Origin of the sequence: Micromonospora sp. NPDC051300 (genome assembly GCF_044455315.1) — a bacterium.
In the GTDB taxonomy this organism is placed as follows: Bacteria; Actinomycetota; Actinomycetes; order Mycobacteriales; family Micromonosporaceae; genus Micromonospora; species Micromonospora robiginosa.
Genome location: NZ_JBITEP010000001.1, coordinates 133187 through 152370 on the forward strand (window position 1 = coordinate 133187; position 19184 = coordinate 152370).

General features: G+C 72.4%; 14 protein-coding genes. 5 read left to right on the forward strand and 9 right to left on the reverse strand.

What is annotated here, in order from left to right; genetic code table 11:
* Positions 1-17 precede the first annotated feature (17 nt).
* The 3 genes from ACIA5A_RS00680 to ACIA5A_RS00690 form a co-directional block, all read right to left on the reverse strand.
* Entirely contained in the window at positions 18-3290 is a 3273-nt protein-coding gene (locus ACIA5A_RS00680; RefSeq protein ID WP_396755063.1) for a lamin tail domain-containing protein, read from the reverse strand.
* A 94-nt stretch (positions 3291-3384) separates the two neighbouring features.
* On the reverse strand, positions 3385-4401 hold the full coding sequence (locus ACIA5A_RS00685; protein WP_396755821.1) for a GNAT family N-acetyltransferase: 1017 nt from the start codon (positions 4399-4401) through the stop codon (positions 3385-3387).
* A 72-nt stretch (positions 4402-4473) separates the two neighbouring features.
* Positions 4474-5976: a lytic murein transglycosylase gene (locus ACIA5A_RS00690; protein WP_396755065.1), complete on the reverse strand. Its 1503-nt coding sequence runs from the start codon at positions 5974-5976 to the stop codon at positions 4474-4476.
* 38 nt (positions 5977-6014) lie between these two features.
* Between ACIA5A_RS00690 and ACIA5A_RS00695 the strand changes: the two genes are divergently transcribed.
* Positions 6015-6242 (forward strand): zinc ribbon domain-containing protein, encoded by a 228-nt coding sequence (locus ACIA5A_RS00695; RefSeq protein WP_396755067.1) that lies wholly within the window; start codon positions 6015-6017, stop codon positions 6240-6242.
* Positions 6243-6370: 128 nt separating this feature from the next.
* On the forward strand, positions 6371-9181 hold the full coding sequence (locus ACIA5A_RS00700; protein ID WP_396755069.1) for an ATP-binding protein: 2811 nt from the start codon (positions 6371-6373) through the stop codon (positions 9179-9181).
* 49 nt (positions 9182-9230) lie between these two features.
* Here the strand turns inward: ACIA5A_RS00700 and ACIA5A_RS00705 are convergent, their stop codons facing one another.
* Complete coding sequence (locus tag ACIA5A_RS00705; protein WP_396755071.1) at positions 9231-9773, reverse strand: phospholipase; 543 nt, start codon at positions 9771-9773, stop codon at positions 9231-9233.
* A 194-nt stretch (positions 9774-9967) separates the two neighbouring features.
* Between ACIA5A_RS00705 and ACIA5A_RS00710 the strand changes: the two genes are divergently transcribed.
* Both ACIA5A_RS00710 and ACIA5A_RS00715 read left to right on the forward strand, forming a co-directional pair.
* The gene (locus ACIA5A_RS00710) at positions 9968-10615 is read left to right on the forward strand and encodes a PadR family transcriptional regulator (protein ID WP_396755073.1); all 648 of its coding nucleotides are present in this window, start codon (positions 9968-9970) and stop codon (positions 10613-10615) included.
* 163 nt (positions 10616-10778) lie between these two features.
* Positions 10779-11465: a class I SAM-dependent methyltransferase gene (locus ACIA5A_RS00715; RefSeq protein ID WP_396755075.1), complete on the forward strand. Its 687-nt coding sequence runs from the start codon at positions 10779-10781 to the stop codon at positions 11463-11465.
* A gap of 52 nt (positions 11466-11517) precedes the next feature.
* On the opposite strand, the gene ACIA5A_RS00720 is transcribed toward ACIA5A_RS00715, so the two are convergent.
* Entirely contained in the window at positions 11518-13176 is a 1659-nt protein-coding gene (locus ACIA5A_RS00720) for a family 10 glycosylhydrolase (protein ID WP_396755077.1), read from the reverse strand.
* Between the two features lie 293 nt (positions 13177-13469).
* Between ACIA5A_RS00720 and ACIA5A_RS00725 the strand changes: the two genes are divergently transcribed.
* Positions 13470-14963: an amino acid permease gene (locus ACIA5A_RS00725; protein WP_396755079.1), complete on the forward strand. Its 1494-nt coding sequence runs from the start codon at positions 13470-13472 to the stop codon at positions 14961-14963.
* Positions 14964-15039: 76 nt separating this feature from the next.
* Here the strand turns inward: ACIA5A_RS00725 and ACIA5A_RS00730 are convergent, their stop codons facing one another.
* The 4 genes from ACIA5A_RS00730 to ACIA5A_RS00745 are packed head-to-tail and all read right to left on the reverse strand — an operon-like array spanning position 15040 to position 19182.
* Positions 15040-16047: a glycoside hydrolase family 43 protein gene (locus ACIA5A_RS00730; protein WP_396755081.1), complete on the reverse strand. Its 1008-nt coding sequence runs from the start codon at positions 16045-16047 to the stop codon at positions 15040-15042.
* Positions 16044-16868 (reverse strand): carbohydrate ABC transporter permease, encoded by an 825-nt coding sequence (locus ACIA5A_RS00735; RefSeq protein WP_396755083.1) that lies wholly within the window; start codon positions 16866-16868, stop codon positions 16044-16046. The genes ACIA5A_RS00730 and ACIA5A_RS00735 overlap by 4 nt, the downstream gene beginning before the upstream one ends.
* 10 nt (positions 16869-16878) lie before the next feature.
* Positions 16879-17841 (reverse strand): carbohydrate ABC transporter permease, encoded by a 963-nt coding sequence (locus ACIA5A_RS00740; RefSeq protein WP_396755085.1) that lies wholly within the window; start codon positions 17839-17841, stop codon positions 16879-16881.
* Between the two features lie 6 nt (positions 17842-17847).
* Positions 17848-19182 (reverse strand): ABC transporter substrate-binding protein, encoded by a 1335-nt coding sequence (locus tag ACIA5A_RS00745; protein WP_396755087.1) that lies wholly within the window; start codon positions 19180-19182, stop codon positions 17848-17850.
* Positions 19183-19184 lie beyond the last annotated feature (2 nt).

Genomic DNA, 19184 nt, shown 5'->3' on the forward strand with positions numbered 1-19184 from the left:
GCCGGACGGTCGACCGGTCAGTCGTCGTTCAGGATCGTCCCCACGCCGGACGGGTCGGCCAGCCGGAGCCCCGGCACGCCGGCCACGTACAGGGTGAGCCGCTCGTCCGCCTCCCGCTTGCGATCACCGCGCACGTTGACCGGGAAGGCCAGCGCCGTCCGGCCCGCGGCCAGCACCCGGCAGCCCACGTACGGGTCGTAGTCGGACCCGGCCTGCGCGGTGGTGCCGTAGGTGGCCGCGCAGAGCAGGGCCGGCTCGGAGAGCGGGCGGGACACGGTGACGGTGAACGTCATCGTGCTGGTGCCCTTGTCCCCCTCGGTCACCGAGGTGTCGGCCACCCGCAGCGCGGCGCGCGACCGGAACCGGGCCACCGTCGGATCGTGGTCGCTGGCGCCCCGATCGCCCAGTTCCGCGGCGTCGGTCGGATAGTCGGCGTTGATGTGCGCCGTCCGCACCTGCACCAGGTCCTCGTGCATCGGGTCGTTGACGAACATGTTGTCGAGCGTCTGCGCCTGCCCGCTGAACGTGTACGAGTACGCCGCCGCCGGCGCGTCCGCGACCAGGTCGTCCCAGAGGTTGTGCAGGCCCGCCTGGTAGAGCGGAGCGAGCTGGTCCGACGGGGTCGGGTTCTGCGCGGTCGCGATCGGGTCGTCGGGGCGGGGGAAGACGTTCAGGTCGCCGCCGTAGACCACCCGCGCGTTCGCGTCGGTCGCCTCCACCGCCCGCACCAGCGCGGCGCCGTACGCGGCCTGCTCCCGACGCTGCCCGACCCGGCTGTCCGGCCCGGACGAGAAGTGGTTGGCCACCGCCCAGAGGGTGAACTGCTCGCTCGAACCCGGGGCGGCCTTGACGGTGAACCGGGCGAGCTGGGCCGCCCGGGTGTAGACGTTGCTGCCGTCCACACCGGTCGACCGGTCCACGTCGGCCGGCAGCACCGCGTTGAACGCCTTCGGGTTCTGCACGTCCGCGTTGGACGGCAGCGCGGCCGAGCGGTAGTCGACCGTCGGCGCGGAGCCCAGCAGCGGGTCGGTGGCGGTCGCCTGGGCCAGCGTCAGCCGGTCGGTGCGGTAGAGGAAGGCCGAGGCGATGCCCCGGGCGTCCGCGCCGGTCCGGTCGTACGCGGCGGCGTAGGCCGGGCCGCCGGCTGCCGCGACGGCCAGCGCCAACTCCTGCACCGTGTCCGGCGCACCGTCGGCGTTGTCGGTGTCGCCGCAGGCCAGGCTGCCGTCGACCACCGAGCAGATGTCCTGGTCCTCGGCCTCCTGCACCAGGATCAGGTCCGGGCTGTGCAGCGAGTTGACGATCTGCCGCGCCTGCGTGGCCAGCTTGGCCGCGTACGCCTCCGGGCTGGCCGGCACGTAGTCGAACGGCGGGCTGACGCCGGGGCAGCCGGAGTTGCCGGCGAAGTCGCAGCCGTCGAACGGGTCGTCCCGGTAGTCGTAAAGGTTCTCCACGTTGTACGTGGCGACCGCTACCTCGCTGGTGCGGTCGGCCGGCAGCGGCGGGTGGTTCTCGGCCGGGTCCGCGCCGCCGGTCAGGGTGAGCTGCTCGGGCTGCACGCTGTACTTGCTGAACGCGTACGAGACGGAGCCGAAGGCGTCCTCGGTCAGCGTGTCGAAGGTGCGCGCCTCGGGCAGCAGCGCCGTGGAGTCACCCGCGGTCGCCTTCACGCCGCCGGCGCCGAGCAGGATCCGCTGGTTGTTGCCGTTGTCGAAGAGCGTGCCCGGGATGTCGTCGAGCGGATGCGCGTCCCGGAACACCCGGCGGGCGTACGGATCCGACCGCTTCATGATCGGGTCCTCGCGGTCCAGCACGTAGATCTCGGAGTCCGCGGTGGAGGCGTAGATGTGCCGGGGCGCGGAGACGCCGCTGCCGGCCCGGACCCGCATCCGCTCGCCCTCGTGCCGCTCCCAGAACCTGTCGGCGGCGTCCGCCTCGGCCGGCGGAACCGCGTCGTCGATGCGGACCGCGGTGTCCACGTCCAGCCCGGAGTCGAGCTTGCGGACCAGTGAGGCGCCGGAGAGCTGGGTCTGGTTGAAGTATTCCGACACCCGGCCGCGGAGCACGACCTCGTCACCGACGGTCGGGGCGTAGCCGCCGATCAGCGTGGTGAACGAGCCCATGAAGACGAAGAGGCCGTCCGAGGTGAGCGGGTCGCCGTCCTCGCTGCCGAGCCGGCTCTGCAGGTAGAAGCCCCACTGGTCGGCCCCGGCCGAGGTGCGGGTCAGCGACTTGCCGGTGATCACGCCGCGCACGTCGTAGAGCGTGGAACTGGTGCCGTTGCCGGTGGCCGGCGCGAACGGCGACCGGTCGGTGCGCCCGCTCTCGTCGTCGCCGGTGCGGCCCTGCACCTCGCCGACGGAGAGCACGCTCGTCGCCTGCACCGCGAGCGTGCAGGTGGCGGTGCCGCCGTCGGCGTCCGTCGAGGTCACGGTGACGGTGTAGCCGCCGGCCGGCAGCCCGGTCGCGGTCAGCGTGGCCTTGGCCGTGCCGCCGGCCGCGGCCGCCGGGGTGAACGCGGTACGGGTGATCGAGCCGCTCGCCGGCGCCGGCACGACCGAGGTGACCGCCAGGTCGGTGATCGTGTCGTCGGCGTCGGTCGCGGTCACTTCGCGGGTGGCGGTGGCGCCCGCCTCCAGGGTCAGCGCTCCGCCGCAGGTGAGCGTCGGCGGCTGGTCGACCGGGCCGCCGCCGTCGACGGTGTGGCTGCCCAACCCGTCGAACGTGTCGGTGGCGAAGCCGGCCCACTGGGCGGCCGGGTCGAACGCGTCCGTGGGGTCGGTGTCGCCGGCGGTCACCGAGGGCAGCCGGCGCAGCGTGTTGTCGGCGGTGCTGGTGAGCCCGGTGCCCCACTCGGAGCCCGGGTCGACGCCGACCTGGCCGAGGGAGTCGACAACCGTCTCGCCCTTGCGCAGCACGATCGCGTCGTCGCCGTTGAACAGCGCGCCGCCGTACGTCTGGTCGGCCTGGGCGAGGATCGCCGGCGCGGCCGACGCGGCGGCGAAGACGAACACGTCCCCGGCGGCGACGGTGCCGGTCAGCGCGACGGTGGTCGAGGTGGTGGCCCCGTTGAAGAAGAGTTGGAGCTGGTAGCCGCCGGCGGCCAGGTCGACCGGGGCGCCGGTGCCGTTGAACAGCTCGACGGCCTTGTTGTTCGACGATCCCTCGACATATTCGGAGATGAACAGGTCGGTGGGCGCGGCGCTGGCCGCGAGGGGTGCGACACCGATGGCCGTGACGGTGACGGCGGCGGTGGTCGCGAGCGCGGCCAGTGTGCGGCGCGGGCGCATGGAGCCTCCACGATGGGTGGGCGGGAACTAACGCACGTTAAGGGTCGTGGCCGTCCGTCGTCCATCCCCCGGGCAGCCGTTTGGTGAACAGGGGTCAGCGATGACTGTCCAGTCGGTGCACCAGCTCGCCGACGTCGACGCCGTATTCGCACCAGTCGCGGTCGGGCCGGTAGCCCAGCTCCGCGTTGACCTTGAGCATCGACTCGTTGACCTGCGCGTTCCAGGTCTGCACCTCGGCCACCTCGGGCTCGGCCGAGCGCAGCTCCAGAAGCATCCGGGCCTTGATGGCCCGGTCGATGCCGTAGCCGCGGTGCTCGCGGACCACGATGGTGTCGTACTGGTCGGCGCGGGTCGGGTGCTGTGCCGGCACCACCACCTCGGTCAACCCGGCCACCTCGCCGGTCTGTTCGTGCAGGGCCAGCACGATGTACGGCTTCATGCCCCGCCGGTGCAGCGTGGCGAGGCTGTCGCGGAGCCGCTCGGGGTCGTAGGAGCTGGGCCGCAGCTCGACGTCGTCCACGTCGCGCACCTCGGCCTTCGCCCGCGCGTACGCCTCGATCAGCTCGTCCGGCGGCCCGCCCGGCCAGAACTCGACGTGGTAGCCGGCGCCCACCTCGGTGGCCATCTCGGTCAGCGCCGGCCAGTCCACCGCGGCGAGGTCGAGCACGCTGCGCGTCTCCACGTATTCGCGGGTGAAGCCCAGCGCCTCGTAGAACCCGACGGCCGGGGTGTCGCCGACCACCTCGACGCCGATCGACTGGAAGCCCTCGTCCCAGACCCGACGGGCGGCCACCCGCACCAGCTCACGCCCGATCCCGGTGCGTCGCCGGGCCGGGTGCGTCAGCACCTCCAGCACGCCGATGCCGCCGAGCAGCAGCACGTGCACGTGCCCGATGAGCGCGCCGGGGGTGCCGTCCGGCGCCGGGTCGTCCTGGGCGACCCAGGAGATCCGTCGTTCGCCGGGCATCACCTCGGAGAGGTATTCCCGCAGGGAGTTCGCCCGCCAGGGAGGATCCTGCGGAAGATCAGCCGCCAGGACCGCGTTCAGCGTGTCCAGCAGCGACGCGATCTCGGCGGACGACGCGGTCCGAGGGTCCCACTCGCGCACCATCACCCGTCTAGCTTGCCGTCAACCGCAGCTCGGGGGAAGGGTTGAGTCCGCGAATGTACGCGCGCCGTCACGTCACGTGCCGCTCGTGCGTCCGTACTCGTCGGCCTTCGTGAAGACCTCCTGAGCGTAACGCCGCACATCGTTGTAGGAGAGGATCGCGCCCCACCAGTCTCCCGGGACGGTCAGGTCGCGGCCGCCCTTGCACAGGTATTCGCCCGCGGCCAGCGCCGCGTCGTCGATGTCGTGCGGGTTCTTCACCCCGTCGTTGTCGGCGTCCGCGCCGATCTCCTGCCAGGTGCTCGGGATGAACTGCATCGGACCGAGGGCCCGGTCGTAGGTCGTGTCGCCGTCGAGCCGGCCCTGGTCGGTGTCGAGGATCCGGGAGCGGCCGCCCTGCCCGTCGAGCGGCGACCCGAGGATCTCCTTCGAGGTGAGGCCACTGGGCAGCAGGGTGGCCCCGCCGAACGAGCCGTGCCGGGACTCCACGTAGCCGATCGCGGCGAGCGTGGTCCAGCTCAACCGGCAACCGCGCTGGCTCTGCGCGAGCACCAGTTCGGCGTAGCCGTACGCCTGCACCGCCACGGCCGGGATGCCGGTGGTGGCGGCGACCCGCTGCGCCCAGCCCGCCAGCGCGTCGGCCGGGCGTCCGGTCGGCAGGGCCGGGTTGGCGGTCGGCCGGCCGGCCGGCGGGGTGCCGGTCGGGCCGACGGTGGCGGGGAGCCCGCTCGGACCGGGCGCTCCGGTGAGCCCCGGCACGGCACCGGTCTGCGGCACGGTCTGGACGGGCGCGGCGCTGGTGGCCTCGACGGCGACCGGCTCCGGCTTGCGCACGGCGGCCGGCACCAGCACCGCGCCGGCCGCGACGGCGGCACCGACCAGGACCAGCAGGAACAGCGCCGGCACGGTGGTGCGCCCGCTCGGTCGCCGGGACCAGGCGCGGGTGGCCCGGGCCGCGCCCACGGCGAGCTGTCGCGGCCGCACCGGGCCGGCGTGCGCGAACGGCACCCGCCGCCGCCGGCCGGCCGCCGGCCCGCCGCCGACCACAGCGGGTTTCGCGTCCGTGCCGTCGCCCGCCGTCGCCTCGCTGTCGTCCTCCGTCTTCGGCTCGCGCTTCGCGGCGGCGTCGTCCTTCGGCTCGCGCTTCGCGGTGGTGTCGTCGTCCTTCGGCTCGCGCTCCGCGGTGGAGTCGTCCTTCGGCTCGCGCTCCGCGGTGGCGCCGTCCTCCGGTTCACGCTTCGCGGTGGCGGCGGCGTCGTCGTCCGGCTCCGCGGCGGCGTCGGTGCTCGCCCCAGCCCGCCTCGCGCCGCTCGGCTCTGCGGTCGGTCGGCCGTCTCCCGCGTTGCCGGCGGTCGCGCCGGGCGGCGGCTCCGCGTCCGCTCCGGGGCGGGCGTTCGCCCCGGCCGTCGCGGCCGGTTCGGGGGCGGGCTCCGGAGTGGACCCCGGTGCGGGATCGGTGGACCTGCCTCGTCGGGGGCGGGGGACCGGCCCGGCGCCGCCGTCGGGCGGCGCGGCGGGTCGCAGGGGCCGGACCGTCGGTCGCCGTTCGCCGTCCACCACCCGACGAGTATCACCCATCCGTGCGACGGCGTCAGGCCCGGCCGTACGCTGGCGGCATGCCCCGGTACGAGTTCCGTTGCCGCGCCTGCGGTGACACCTTCGAGGTCAACCGCCCGATGGCCGAGGCCGGCCGGCCCGCCACCTGCCCGCAGGGCCACGCCGACACGGTGAAGCTGCTCTCCACGGTGGCCTTCACCGGTGGGCGGGGCGGTGCCGGACCGGTCGGCGGCCCGCCCGCCCCGGCCGGTGGCGGCGGCTGCTGTGGTGGCGCCTGCGGCTGCTGACCGGGCTGCGGGGCGCGCGCCGTTCGTGGGAACGTTTGGTCGGAATCTGCCCGACCGTTCTCACGATGCGTGACGAGGCGATCATAGGGCAGCATGAAACCCGACGTCAGCGGGCGGAGGTTCGACGTATGTCGCAACGGATCCACCTCCCCAGCGGGTGGGTGACCTTCGTGTTCACCGACATCGAGGGTTCGACGCGGCTGGCCCGCATGCTCGGCCCGGTCTACCGGCCGGTGCTGACGGAACACCGCCGGCTGCTGCGCGACACGCTCACCGGCACCGACGGCGCGGAGTTGCTGACCGAGGGCGACTCGTTCTTCCTCGCCTTTCCGGACGCGGCCGCCGCGGTGCGCGCCTGCCTGACCGCGCAGCGCGCGCTCGCCGCGCACGACTGGCCGAATCCCGATGCCACCCCCCGGGTCCGGATGGGCCTGCACACCGGTTACGCGGAGCCGCGCGACGGGGAGTACGCCAGCCCTGAGGTGCACCGGGCGGCCCGGGTGGCCGCCGCCGCGCACGGTGGCCAGGTGCTCTGCTCGGCCGCCACCGCCCGGCACGCCGATCCGCTGCCCGACGGCGCGTCCCTGCTCGACCTGGGCCTGCACCGGCTGCGCGGGTTCGACGACCGGGAGCGGCTGTTCCAGCTCGTCGCGCCCGGCCTGGAGCGGCGGTTCCCGCGTCCGCGCACCGCCGACGCGGCGGCGCACAACCTGCCCACCCAGGTCACCTCGTTCGTCGGCCGGCACTTCGAGCGGGCCGAGCTGGGTCGGCTGGTGGAGGCCTACCGGCTGGTGACGGTGCTGGGCGCGGGCGGCGCGGGGAAGACCCGGCTGGCGGTGGAGCTGGCATCCGGGATCGTCGAGAACTATCCGGACGGGGTGTGGTTCGTCGACATCGCCGCGGTCACCGACCCGGGCCTGGTCGCGTTCGAGATCGCCGCCGTGCTCGGGCTCCGCCCGGAGCCGGGCCGACCGATGGTCGACACCCTGGTCGAGTACGCGGGTCCGCGCCGGATGCTCGTCGTGCTGGACACCTGTGACGCCCAGCCGGCCGCCTCGGCCGAGGTGATCAGCCGCCTGCTGGCCGGCGGCCGGGGGGTGCGGGTGCTGGCGACCAGCCGGGAGTCGTTCGGGGTGCCGGGCGAGGTGGTGTGGCGGATCCCGCCGCTGTCGGTGGACGAGGGCCCGGGGGTCGGCGGCAGCGACGCGGTGGCCCTGCTGCTGGACCGCACCGCCGCGGCCCGGGGCGGCCGGCCGCCGGAGGTGACCGAGCAGGAGGACCTGCGTCGGGTGGTGCGGCGGCTGGACGGGTTGCCGCTCGCCATCGAGCTGGCCGCGGCGCGGCTGCGGGTGCTCTCCGCCGGGCAGTTGGCGGAGCGGCTCGACGACATGCTGGGCACCCTGGACGCGGGGCGCGACTCGGCCGAGCCGCCGCCGGTGGAGGCCGGCTGGAGCGGCAACCAGCAGGACACGGTCGACCTGGTGGCCGCCGCGACCGGGTCCGCCCCGCCGACCCCGGCGTCGCGGGCGGTGCAGCGCTCGGCAAGCGAGCGCCACCTGACCATCCAGGCCACGGTGACCTGGTCCTACCGGACGCTCGGCGCCCGCTCGTCCCGGCTGCTGCGGTGGATGGCGGTCTTCGCCGGCCCGGTGGACCTGCCGACCGTGCAGTGGTTGCTGGACGAGGATCCGCTGGATCCGCTGTCGGTGCTCGTGGACAAGTCGATGGTGCTGGCCGAGCCGCACGCCTCGGGCAGCACCTACCGGATGCTGGACCCGATCCGGGCGTACGCGGCCCGCCGGCTGATCTCCGCCGGCGAGGAGCAGACCGCCCGGGACCGGCACGTGGCCTGGTCCCGGCACGCGCTGGACCGGGCGCACCTGGGTCCGGACGGCCGGCCGGTGACACTGTCGCTCTACGCGCTGGACCCGCTGGCCGGTGAGCTGCGGGCCGCGTTGCGGTGGTGCGCCACCGGCGGCAGCGCCCGGTCGGGGCTGTACCTGGCCGGCGGGTTGGACCAGTGGTGGCGCGAGCGCGGGCTGGCCCGGGAGGGCCGGCTCTGGCTGTTCCGGCTCTACGGTCGGATCGCCGAGACCGGCGAGGAGATCCCGGAGGCCGAGCTGGCCGCCGCCTACCACATGCATTCGCTGCACGCGGGCGCGGACGGGGAGTTCGCCGAGGAGTTGCGCTACTCGCAGCGGGCCGAGGCGGCCGCCCGGCAGGCGGGTGACCTGGGGTTGCTGGCCCGGGTGTTGGCGGGGCGCGCCGCGCCGCTCGTCGACATGGGTCAGTTCGCGGAGGCGGAGCGGGTCTGCCGTGAGGTGCTCGACTGGGCGTACGCGCAGGACGTGGTGGACGACGCGCTGCTCGCCGTCTACAACCTGGCCGAGTTGCTCTGGCGGCGGGGCGCGCTGGACGAGGCGGCCGAGGTGCTCGGCGCGGCCCGTCCGGTGGAGGCGGGCCGTCCGGTGGAGCGGGGTCGCCGGTCGGTGGACATGCTGCTGGGCATGGTGGCGCTGGGCCGGGGTGACCTGGTCGCGGCGCACGAGCACCTGCTGGTGGCGTTGCGGTCCCGGATGAGCCACGGTTATCTGGGTCGGGCCTGCGACACGATCAACGCGATCGCGGTGCGCTGCGCGCTGGCCGGCGACGCGGTGGCCGCGGCCCGGCTCTTCGGCGCCGCGCAGGCCACCCGGGCGAGCCTGCGGGCGACGCCGGGCATCTTCGAGCCGTACTGGCTGGCCCGGCAGGCGGAGCTGCGTCGGGCCCTGGGCGACGACGCGTTCGACGCGGCGTACGGCGCGGGGGCGGGGCTGCGGCTGGACGAGGCGGCGGCGATGGCGTTGCACGTCGAGCATCCGGATCTGACGGCGGACTCGTTCTGGTTCGGCCCGTCCGGTTCGCGGCCGGCGGCGGAACCGCGCAGCACCGCGGGCTGAGCCGGAACCGCGGCCGGGGAGCCCGACGGGCGAACTCCCCGGCGGCGGGTCAGCTCCGGGCGGCGGCGCGACGTTCGGCGTCGGCCTTCATCCGCGCGGCGCGGTCGATGTCGGACTGCTGCACGGCCGCGACCGAGCCGAAGACGCTCACCGCCTGGTAGTAGGTCCAGGCGAGGCTGTAGCAGGCGGGCCGGACGACGGCGTTGTAGGTGGCGCAGACCCGCTTGAGGTCCGCGTAGAACGCGCTGTCCAGCCGCGACTTGTTGGCCGAGAAGATGCCCATGGCCTTGTGGTTGCGGTAGCCGAAGTCGTGCCGGTAGCAGGAGAGGTTGAACGAGAAGCCGAGCGGGTTGTCCGGACTGGACGAGCAGTAGTCGGTGGACCAGTCGAAGCCGTACTCGACCCAGGGCGTCCGGTTGAGCCGGGCGCTGTTCCAGGCGTTGTAGCTGCTGGCGCTGGTCTGGGTCCAACTGGACAGCACCGAGAGTTTCTGTTGGGTGCTCACCGCGGCGGCGGCCGGTGAGGCCAGGCCGAGCATGGTGAGCAGGGCGATCATGCCGGCGGCGAGGGTGGTGGCGAGGCGTCGGGACATGGGGGGACCTCCGCGTGGTCGGCGTCGGGTCGGCCGCTCCGGGATCTCCGGATTTCGAAGATTGTCGATCAATGCGGTGACGTCGGGGGATGGTGGGGGCAGCCACTTGCTGACATCCGCCCAAACAGACGAATGACTCCCGGCGAGAGGCCGCATATGCTCGCCTACGAGTAATCGGATGCGAGGAGTCGGCCGTGCCGAAGCGACGCCGGGTCGGCAACCTGCTGGCGCTCGCCGTGCTCTCCGTGCTTGTCGAGCGCCCGCGCCACCCGTACGAGATCGCCACCGTGCTCCGCGCGCGCGGCAAGGACCAGGACATGCCGATCAAGTGGGGCTCGCTCTACACGGTGGTGGCGAACCTGGAGCGGCACGGTCTGGTCGAGTCGGTGGAGAGCGGCCGGCAGGGGCGGCGTCCGGAGCGGACCGTCTACCGGATCACCGACGCCGGGCGGACCGAGCTCGTGGACTGGACCCGGGAGCTGGTCGCCGTGCCGGAGCGGGAGCAGCCGCGGTTCGAGGCGGGCCTGTCGGTGCTCGGCGCGCTCCACCCGGCCGAGGCGACCGAGTTGCTGCGCCGGCGCCTCGACCGGCTGACCGAGCAGCTCGACGCGCAGCGGGCGGAGCTGGCCCGGCACGCCCGTGAGGTGCCCCGGCTCTTCCTCGTCGAGGCCGAGTACGACCTGGCCGTCCGGGAGGCCGAGGCGACCTGGGTGCGCGGGCTGCTCGACGAGTTGACCACCGGTTCGTTGCCCGGGTTGGCCGCCTGGCGGGCCTGGCACGAGACCGGCGCCATGCCGCCCGAGTGGGCGGAACCGGCGGAGAGGGGGACCGAGGAGCACTGACCCACGGACCCCGGCGGGGTGCGGTAACACCGCCGCCGGGGCCCTGACCTGCGAACCGATACCGCGGGAACGGCGACCCGGCCGCAAGGTGGCAACCGCAACGATAACCGGGCGTCCGTCCCCGGGTCGGTTCGTGTCCGCACGAATCGAGACGGAGGAAGAGATGGGTACGAAGGATCTGCGCGCGCCCAAGCGCAAGGTGATGCCCGAGATGGAGGGGGCGGCGGCCCGCTGGTACGCCCGCAACCGCGGCTCGGCGGCCCAGGTGGCCGGGTACCGCCGGCAGGCCGCCGCGCTGGCCGACGGGCTGCCCGAGGGGGCGGCGGTGCTGGAGGTGGCACCCGGCCCGGGTTACCTGGCGATCGAGGTGGCCCGGCTCGGGGCGTACCGGATCACCGGGTTGGACGTCAGTCGGACGTTCGTGGCGCTGGCCGACGAGGCCGCCCGGCGGGCGGGCGTGGCGGTGGACTTCCGCCAGGGCGACGTCCACGACCTGCCGTTCCCGGCGGGCACGTTCGACCTGGTGGTCTGCCAGGCGGCGTTCAAGAACTTCGTCCGCCCGGTGCGGGCGTTGGACGAGATGCACCGGGTGCTGCGGCCTGGCGGCCGGGCGGTGATCCACGACCTGCGGGCCGACGCGTCGGCGGCGGACATCGCGCGGGAGGTGGCCGGGATGGGGGTGGGCCGGCTGGACGCCTTCTGGACCCGTGCGGCGCTGCGGATGCTGCGCCGGCGGGCGGTCACCGCCGACGCCTTCGTCCGGCTCGCCGAGGCGAGCGCGTTCGGCGGCGCCGAGGTGCACCGGGACGGGGAGATCGGTCTGGAGGTGCGGCTCATCCGGGCCGGCTGAGACCGCGCGGGAACGCCCGGGGCTCCCCGACGGGAGCCCCGGGCGTCACCGGTCAGCGGACGAAGCGCGGCGGGCTCGCCGGGCTCTCGTTCGCCAGTCGGTCCAGCGCGGTCACGTAGTAGGTGTAGCGCGTGCCCTCGGCCGCCGTGGTGTCCACCCAGGACTGGGTGGCGCCGTCGGTGGCCCGGACGGTGCCGACCAGGTGGGACGCGTCGGCGAAGTCGCACCGACCGGCCAGGCCGGTGCCGTCGAACCGGTAGATCGCGTACGAGGTGGCGGTGCCGAGCGGGCCCTTGCCGTCGGCGGGCTGCCGCCAGCTCAGCCGTACCCCGTCCGCCTCCCGCCGGGCCTTGGTGACCACCGGGAAGAGCAGCGGCTTGTGCGGCAGGTGCGTCATGCTCGGCACCAGCGCCGGCCGGGAGTAGTGCTCGGCGGCGTAGATGTCGGTGGCGCCGAGCCGGTTGGCCCGGACCTGCACCGCCGAGAAGTGCACGTTGCCGAGCACCTCCGGGTACGACCGGTTGAGCGTCAGGTGGTTCGACAGCTCCTGCGGGTTCATCCAGAACGACCCGTACGCCGGGTCGCCGCTCTTGTAGTCGGCCTGGCCGATGTAGAGCTGGACGTGGGTGCCGCGCACCTGCTCCGCCCACCACGGCACGAGCCGGGCGTAGTCGGCGGCCGGGTACTGGCCGATGTACCAGTAGAGCTGCGGCACCACGTAGTCGATCCACTCCTCCTTGATCCACTTACGGGTGTCGGCGGAGATGATGTCGTAGGACTGCGAGCCGGTGGTGTCCGAGCCGTTCGGGTCGGCCGACGCGTTGCGCCAGATGCCGAACGGGCTGACCCCGAACTTCACCCACGGCTTGGCCGCCTTGATCTTGGCGTTCATCTCCCGCACGAGCAGGTTGATGTTGTCCCGCCGCCAGTCGGCCTTGTCCGTGAACCCGCGGTTGTACTGCGCGAACGTGGCGTCGTCGGGCACCTGGTAGGTCCCGCTCGGGTAGGGGTAGAAGTAGTCGTCGAAGTGCACGCCGTCGACGTCGTACCGGTTGACCGCGTCCATCATCGCGGTCTGGACGAACTCGCGGACCGCCGGGATGCCGGGGTTGTAGTAGAGCCGGCTGCCGGCGACGCCGGCCGGCGGGTAGGCGAAGACCCAGTCCGGGTGCGCCCGGGCCGGGCTGTCCGGTGCGAGTTGCGACACGTCGGCGCCGGCGCCGCCGGGGGCCGGCATGGAGACGCGGTACGGGTTGAACCAGGCGTGGAACTCCAGGTTCCGCTTGTGCGACTCGTCGACCAGGAAGGCCAGCGGGTCCCAGCCGGGGTTCTTGCCGCGCACGCCGGTCAGGTATTCCGACCACGGCTCGTACGGCGAGGGCCAGAACGCGTCAGCGGTGGGGCGGACCTGAACCACGACGGCGTTGTGGTTGAGCTTCTGGGCCAGGTCGAGCCAGCCCAGGTATTCCGCCTTCTGCTTGGCCACCTGGTCCGGCGCGGTCCAGGAGTCCTTGCTCGGCCAGTCGATGTTGGTCACCGAGGCGATCCACATGGCCCGGAACTGCCGCTTGGGAGTCGCCGGGTTCGTCACGCAGTCGGTGGAGTTGGTGGATGTCGTCTCGTTCGGTGCGGCCTGCGCCGGAACGCCTGCCACCAGCGCGCCGAGCAGCGCCACGGCGAGCGCGGCAGCCCTGAGCGGAGTTGCCTTCATGCGGTGTGCGGTCCCTTCGTCGGGTCCGGGGGGCGGACGGCGGCCCACGGCAACATCTGCCGCAAAGTTCAAGCCACCGGTAGGAAACTTTCATCTATCCCGACCTGGCGCAAGACCCCGGCCCGGATCGATGCGCCAGGTCCGTCGCCCGGCGCGCGGTGAGCGGGGTCACCTCGCGGATCGTGACCATTCCGACACCCGAGGTACGGGATTGGGTGGCGGAACGGCTGGGTAGCTTGGCCGGTCACGGGCCGCCGACCCTGGCGGTTCGCCACCGTTGGGGGAGGTGATCCATGTCAGTCCTGCGGACCAAGCCGATCAAGGACGTGCTCGCCCAGGGCGACGCCGACGGCGAGGACGGCAAGCCCGGACTCAAGCGCCGCCTCGGCGCGTTCGACCTGATGGGCTTCGGCATCGGGATCGTGATCGGCACCGGGATCTTCACGCTGACCGGCGTCGAGGCGAAGAACAGCGCGGGACCCGGCGTGGTGATCTCCTTCGGCATCGCCGGCGTGGTCGCGCTGCTCGCCGCGCTCTGCTACGCCGAGCTGGCGGCCAGCGTGCCGACCGCCGGCAGCGCCTACACCTACGCGTACGCCACCATGGGCGAGATCGTCGCCTGGATCATCGGCTGGGACCTGCTGCTGGAGTTCGCGCTCGGCGCGGCGGTGGTGGCCCGCGGCTGGTCCGGCTACCTCGCCGACCTGTTCGGCCTGCCCAGCGCCTGGTTCGCCGAGGAGGGCAGCATCGTCAACCTCGGCGCGATCGGCATCGTGCTGCTGCTCGGCGTGGTCGCCATCGTCGGCATCCGCGAGTCCGCCCGGGTCACCAACGTGCTGGTGCTGGTGAAGGTGGCGATCTGCGCCTTCGTGGTCATCGCCGGGCTGTTCTTCGTGAAGGCGGCGAACCTCACCCCGTTCATCCCGTCCAGCGAGCCGGCCGGCGCCGGTGACGACGGCATCAAGCAGCCGGTCACCCAGGCCCTCTTCGGGCTGGAGCCGTCCGTCTTCGGCTTCGTCGGGGTGCTCACCGCCGCCGCGGTGGTCTTCTTCGCGTACACCGGCTTCGAGGCCGTGGCGAACCTGGGTGAGGAGACCCGCAAGCCCAAGCGCGACCTGCCGCTGGGCCTGCTCGGCACGCTGGTCATCTCCACCGTGCTCTACATCGGCGTCTCGCTTGTCGTGGTCGGCATGGTCAAGTACACCGAGATCGACGAGGGCGCGCCGATCGCGTCCGCGTTCCGGGCGGTAGGCGCCGGCTGGGCCGCCACGCTCGTCTCCATCGCCGCCGTCGCCGGCCTGACCAGCGTGATCCTGGTCGACCTGGTGGCCATGGGCCGGATCGGCTTCGCCATCGCCCGGGACGGGCTCATCCCGCCGTCGATCGCCAAGGTGCACCCGCGCTGGGGCACGCCCTACCGGATCGCCGCGATCATGACGGTGGCGGTCGCGCTGCTGGCCGGCTTCCTGCCGCTGTCCGCGCTGGCCGACCTGGTGAGCATCGGCGCGCTCTGCGCGTTCATGCTTGTCGCGATCGCGGTGCCGATCCTGCGCAAGCGGCGCCCCGACCTGGACCGGCCGTTCAAGGTGCCGTTCTCGCCGGTGCTGCCGATCGTCACGGCGGCGGCCTGCCTCTACCTCAGCCTCAACCTGTCGGTGGAGACCTGGGTGCGGTTCCTGATCTGGATGGCGCTCGGCGCGATCATCTACTTCGGCTACGGGCACCGCAAGAACCGGCTGGCCCGCCGCGAGCACGCCGACGACACTCCCGAACCCGCCGAGGTGTAAGGAGGGGCCCCCTCTTAACGCCTCCTGTATAGAAGGGGCCCCCTCTCACACCAGAGTGTTAAGAGGGGGCCCCGCCTTACCGCTGGACCTCGCGGAGCGGGCCGCGGACCGAGGGCCTGCCGTCGGTCCAGACCAGCTCGTTCAGCCAGACCTGCCGGCCCGGGTCGGTGGTGCCCTCCTGGCCCGGCGGCCAGGCGTGGTAGAGCAGCCAGGTGCGGCCGTCCTGCTCGACGATGGAGGCGTGCCCCGGCCCGGTCGCCACGTCGTTGCTCTTCAGGATTGGGTTCTCCGGCGCCTTCACGCACGGACCGGTCAGGCCCTCGCACACCGCGTAACCCTCGGCGTACGTCTCCTTGTCGTAGGCGTTGGCGGCGAAGAACAGGAACAGCTTTCCGTCGTGCCGGTGGAAGAACGGCCCCTCGATCAGGGTGCCCTCCCACGGCTCGGTCTGCTTGAGCAGCTTCGTCGCCGGGCCGGTCAGCGTCAGCCCGTCCGGCGAGAGCCGCTGCGACCAGAGCCAGGTGTCCACCCCGATCGCGTTGCCGTCGTTCTTCCACAGCAGCCACAGGCTGCCGTCGGTGTCCCGGAACGGGCTGGCGTCGATCGAGCCGCCCAGGTCCGGCTGGCAGACCAGCGGCTTGTCGGAGTCGTCCGCGTACGGCCCGAGCGGCGTCTCGGCCACCGCCCGGCCCAGGCACTGCCGGCCCGAGGCCCGGTCGGCCACCGTGTAGTAGAGGACGAACCGGTCCGGGGCGAGCTGGATCGCCTCCGGCGCCCACGTCTTGCCCGCGTCCGCCCAGTCCGGCAGCTCCGGCAGCGCGTCACCGGCCGGGGTCCACTCGACCAGGTCGGGCGAGGTGAGCACCGGGACGTTCCGGCCGCCGGCGTTGGTGTGGAACAGGTACCAGGTGTCGCCCACCCGGATCGCCTGCGGGTCGGGAGCGTCGGTCCGGACGACCGGGTTGGTGAACACGTTCGCGTCCTTCGGCGTACTCGATTCGGTGGTGGACCCGCTGCCGCAGCCGGCGGCGAGCAGCGCGGCGGCCACGGCCGCCGCGCCGCGCCGGAGAAGTCGCCCGGTCATCCCTTCAGGCCGCTGCGGGAGACGCCCTGGATGATGTGCCGCTGGGCGAGCACGAACAGGATCAGCACCGGCACACTGGCCAGCATCGCCCCCGCCATGATCACCGGATAGTCGGTCACGTACGCGCCCTGGAGCAGGCCCAGGCCCGCCGGCAGGGTCAGCCGCTCCGGGCTGAACAGCACGTACACCGGCCAGAGGAAGTCGTTCCAGTTGGTCAGGAACGACAGCACCGCCAGCGTGGCCAGAGCCGGCTTCGACAGCGGCAGCAGCACCTGGCGGAAGATCTGCCACTGGTTCGCCCCGTCCAGCACCGCCGCCTCCTCCAGTTCGGCCGGGATGGAGAGGAAGAACTGGCGCAGGAAGAACACCCCGAACGCGCTCGCCGCGCCGGGCACGATCACCACGGTCAGCGTGTCGATCCAGTTGATCCGCTCGGCGATGATGAAGTTCGGGATGATCAGCGAGGTGGGCGGCAGGAACAGCGTGCCCACGATCAGCGCGAACAGCAGGCCGCGTCCGCGGAACCGCATCCGGGCCAGGGCGTACGCGGCCATCGACGCGGTCACCAGCACCAGCAGCGTGTGCAGGGTGGCCGCCAGCATGCTGTTGAGGAACCAGCGCAGCACCGGGTTGGCGGTGCTGTTCAGGATCTGGTCGTAGCCGTAGGTGGAGAACGGGTTCGGCAACCAACTCGGGGGGACCTGTTGCGCGGCGTCGTAGGTCTTCACCGACGTCAGCAGCATCCAGACCAGGGGCGTCACGAAGATCGCGGTGATCAGGAGCAGGACGGCGTAGCGCGCCACCGGGCGCAGTTTCGACATGGTCAGCCCCTCAGTCTTCCCGGTAGCGGAACAGCCGGAAGTTGACGATGCTCACCACGGCCAGCATCAGCGCGAAGAACACGCTCATCGCGGCGGCCCGACCGGCGTCGTAGTCGCGTAGGCCCTCGTCCACGATCCGCCAGACCACGGTCCGGGTCTGCTCGCCCGGCGCGCCCTGGGTGATCAGGAATGCCTGCCCGAAGACGTTCGCCGAGGCGAGGATCGTGGTGGTGAAGACGAAGAGCATGACCGGGCGCAGGCCGGGGATCGTCACGTGGCGGAACCGGTCCCACCCGCCGGCGCCGTCGACCTTCGCCGCCTCGTACAGCTCGGCCGGGATGTCCTGGAGGCCGGCCAGGTAGATCACCGCGTTGAAGCCGCAGGTCCACCAGACGGTCACGCCGACAAGCGAGACCCAGGCCCACGGCACGTCGGTGACCCACGGCGTGTCCGAGGGCAGGCCGACGGCGCCGAGCAGCCGGTTGACCAGGCCCAGGTTGGCGTCCAGCAGGAACCGCCAGAGCAGGCCGATCACCGCCACGCCCAGCACGTACGGGGCGAAGAACGCGGCCCGGAAGAACGTACGGCCGGGGAACGAACGGTTGAGCAGCAGCGCCAGCCCCAGCGGGATGACCACCAGCAGCGGCACCGAGAACAGCGTGAAGATCCCGGTCGCCCGGACACTGGACCACCAGTCCCCGTAGATGGCCGAGTCGCTGGAGAACAGGTCCTTGTAGTTGTCCAGCCCGATGAACGTCCGGTTGGGCAGTTGCAGGTCCCACTGGTGCAGGCTGATCCAGAGCCCGAACAGGATCGGCGCCAGACCGAAGACGCCGAACAGGATCAGGTAGGGCGCGAGGAAGAGGTAGGGCGTCGCCCGGTTGCCGCGCTGCGTCGCGCCCCGGCGACGGGTCGGCCCCGCCGGGGGCGGCGCGCCGTCACGCGCCGCCCCGACCTCGATCACGTCGGCCACGACGGATCAGTTCCCGTACTTCTTGCGGTTGTCCTCGAGCTGCTTGTTGGCCTTGGCCACGCCGTCGTCGAGCGCCTGCTTCGGCGACTTCTTGTTCAGCGCCGCCTCGTTGAAGGCGTTGTAGAAGGTCAGGACGACCTCACCGAGGCCGGGGACGGCCGGCGGGAACGCCGCGTACTCCAGCTCCGGGGCGAGCGCGTTGACCTCGGTGAGCGCCTTGAACTCGGCGCTGTCCCGGACCTCCTTGCGGGCCGGCACCTGGCCGCCCTTGGCCCAGTCCAGCGAGTGCTCGCTGAGCCAGTTGATGAAGACCTTCGCGCCGGAGACCTTGTTCTCGTTGGCCGAGCGCTGCTTGACGATGGTGAAGTTGTGCGAGTTGGCCCAGGCGGCCTGCTGGGTGCCGATCTGCGGCAGCGGCGCGATGCCCCACTCCACGTTCGCGCTCTTCTTCAGGTCGTTGATCTGCCAGATGCCGTTCCAGTTGAAGGCGTTCTTGCCGCTCTTGAACGCCAGGTAGTCGGCGTCCTGGCCGACGTTGGCCGGCGAGTGGCCCTGCTTGATCAGGTCGACCAGCCAGGTGCACGCCTCGACCGCCGGGTCGGAGTTGAAGGTCGCCTTCGCCACCTCGTCGTCGAAGAGCTTCCCGCCCCACTGGTGCAGCAGGCTGTAGAACGTCATGCCGCCGGTGAACTGGAACGGGCTGACCCAGAAGCCCTGCACGCCCGACTTCTTCAGCTCGGTCAGCGCGGCGGTGTACTCGTCCTTCGTCGCCGGCGGCTTGTTCGGGTCCAGGCCGGCCTTCTGCATGACGGCCTTGTTGTAGTAGAAGCCCAGCGGGTGCATGTCCAGCGGGATGCCGAACCGCTTGGAGTTGTAGAGGCCGCCCTTCCACACGGTGGGGGCGAAGTCGCCCTCGTTGAGGTCCAGGTTCTTGGCCACGTCGTCCAGCTCGCTGATCGTGCCGCGGGCGGCGAACGTGGCGAGCTGGTCCATGTGCATGACCGCGATGTCCGGGCCGTTGCCGCTGGAGACCGCGCCGGGCAGCTTGCTGTAGTAGTCCTCCCACTGGTAGGTGACCACGCTGACCGCGATGTTCTGGTGCTCGGTGTTGAACTGCTGCACCAGCGACTTGAAGATGTCGCCGTCGCCGCCGGTGAAGCCGTTCCACAGCTTCAGGTCGACCTTCGGACCGGTGTAGTCCTTGCCGCCGTTACCCGCCGAGCCCGCACGGTCGGGGCTGCTGCTGCCGCCACCGCACCCGGCGAGGGTCAGCGAGGCCGCCGTGCCGAGGCCGACGCCGAGGCCGAGCAGGCGCCGCCGGCTCATCTCGTTCTGGATCATGC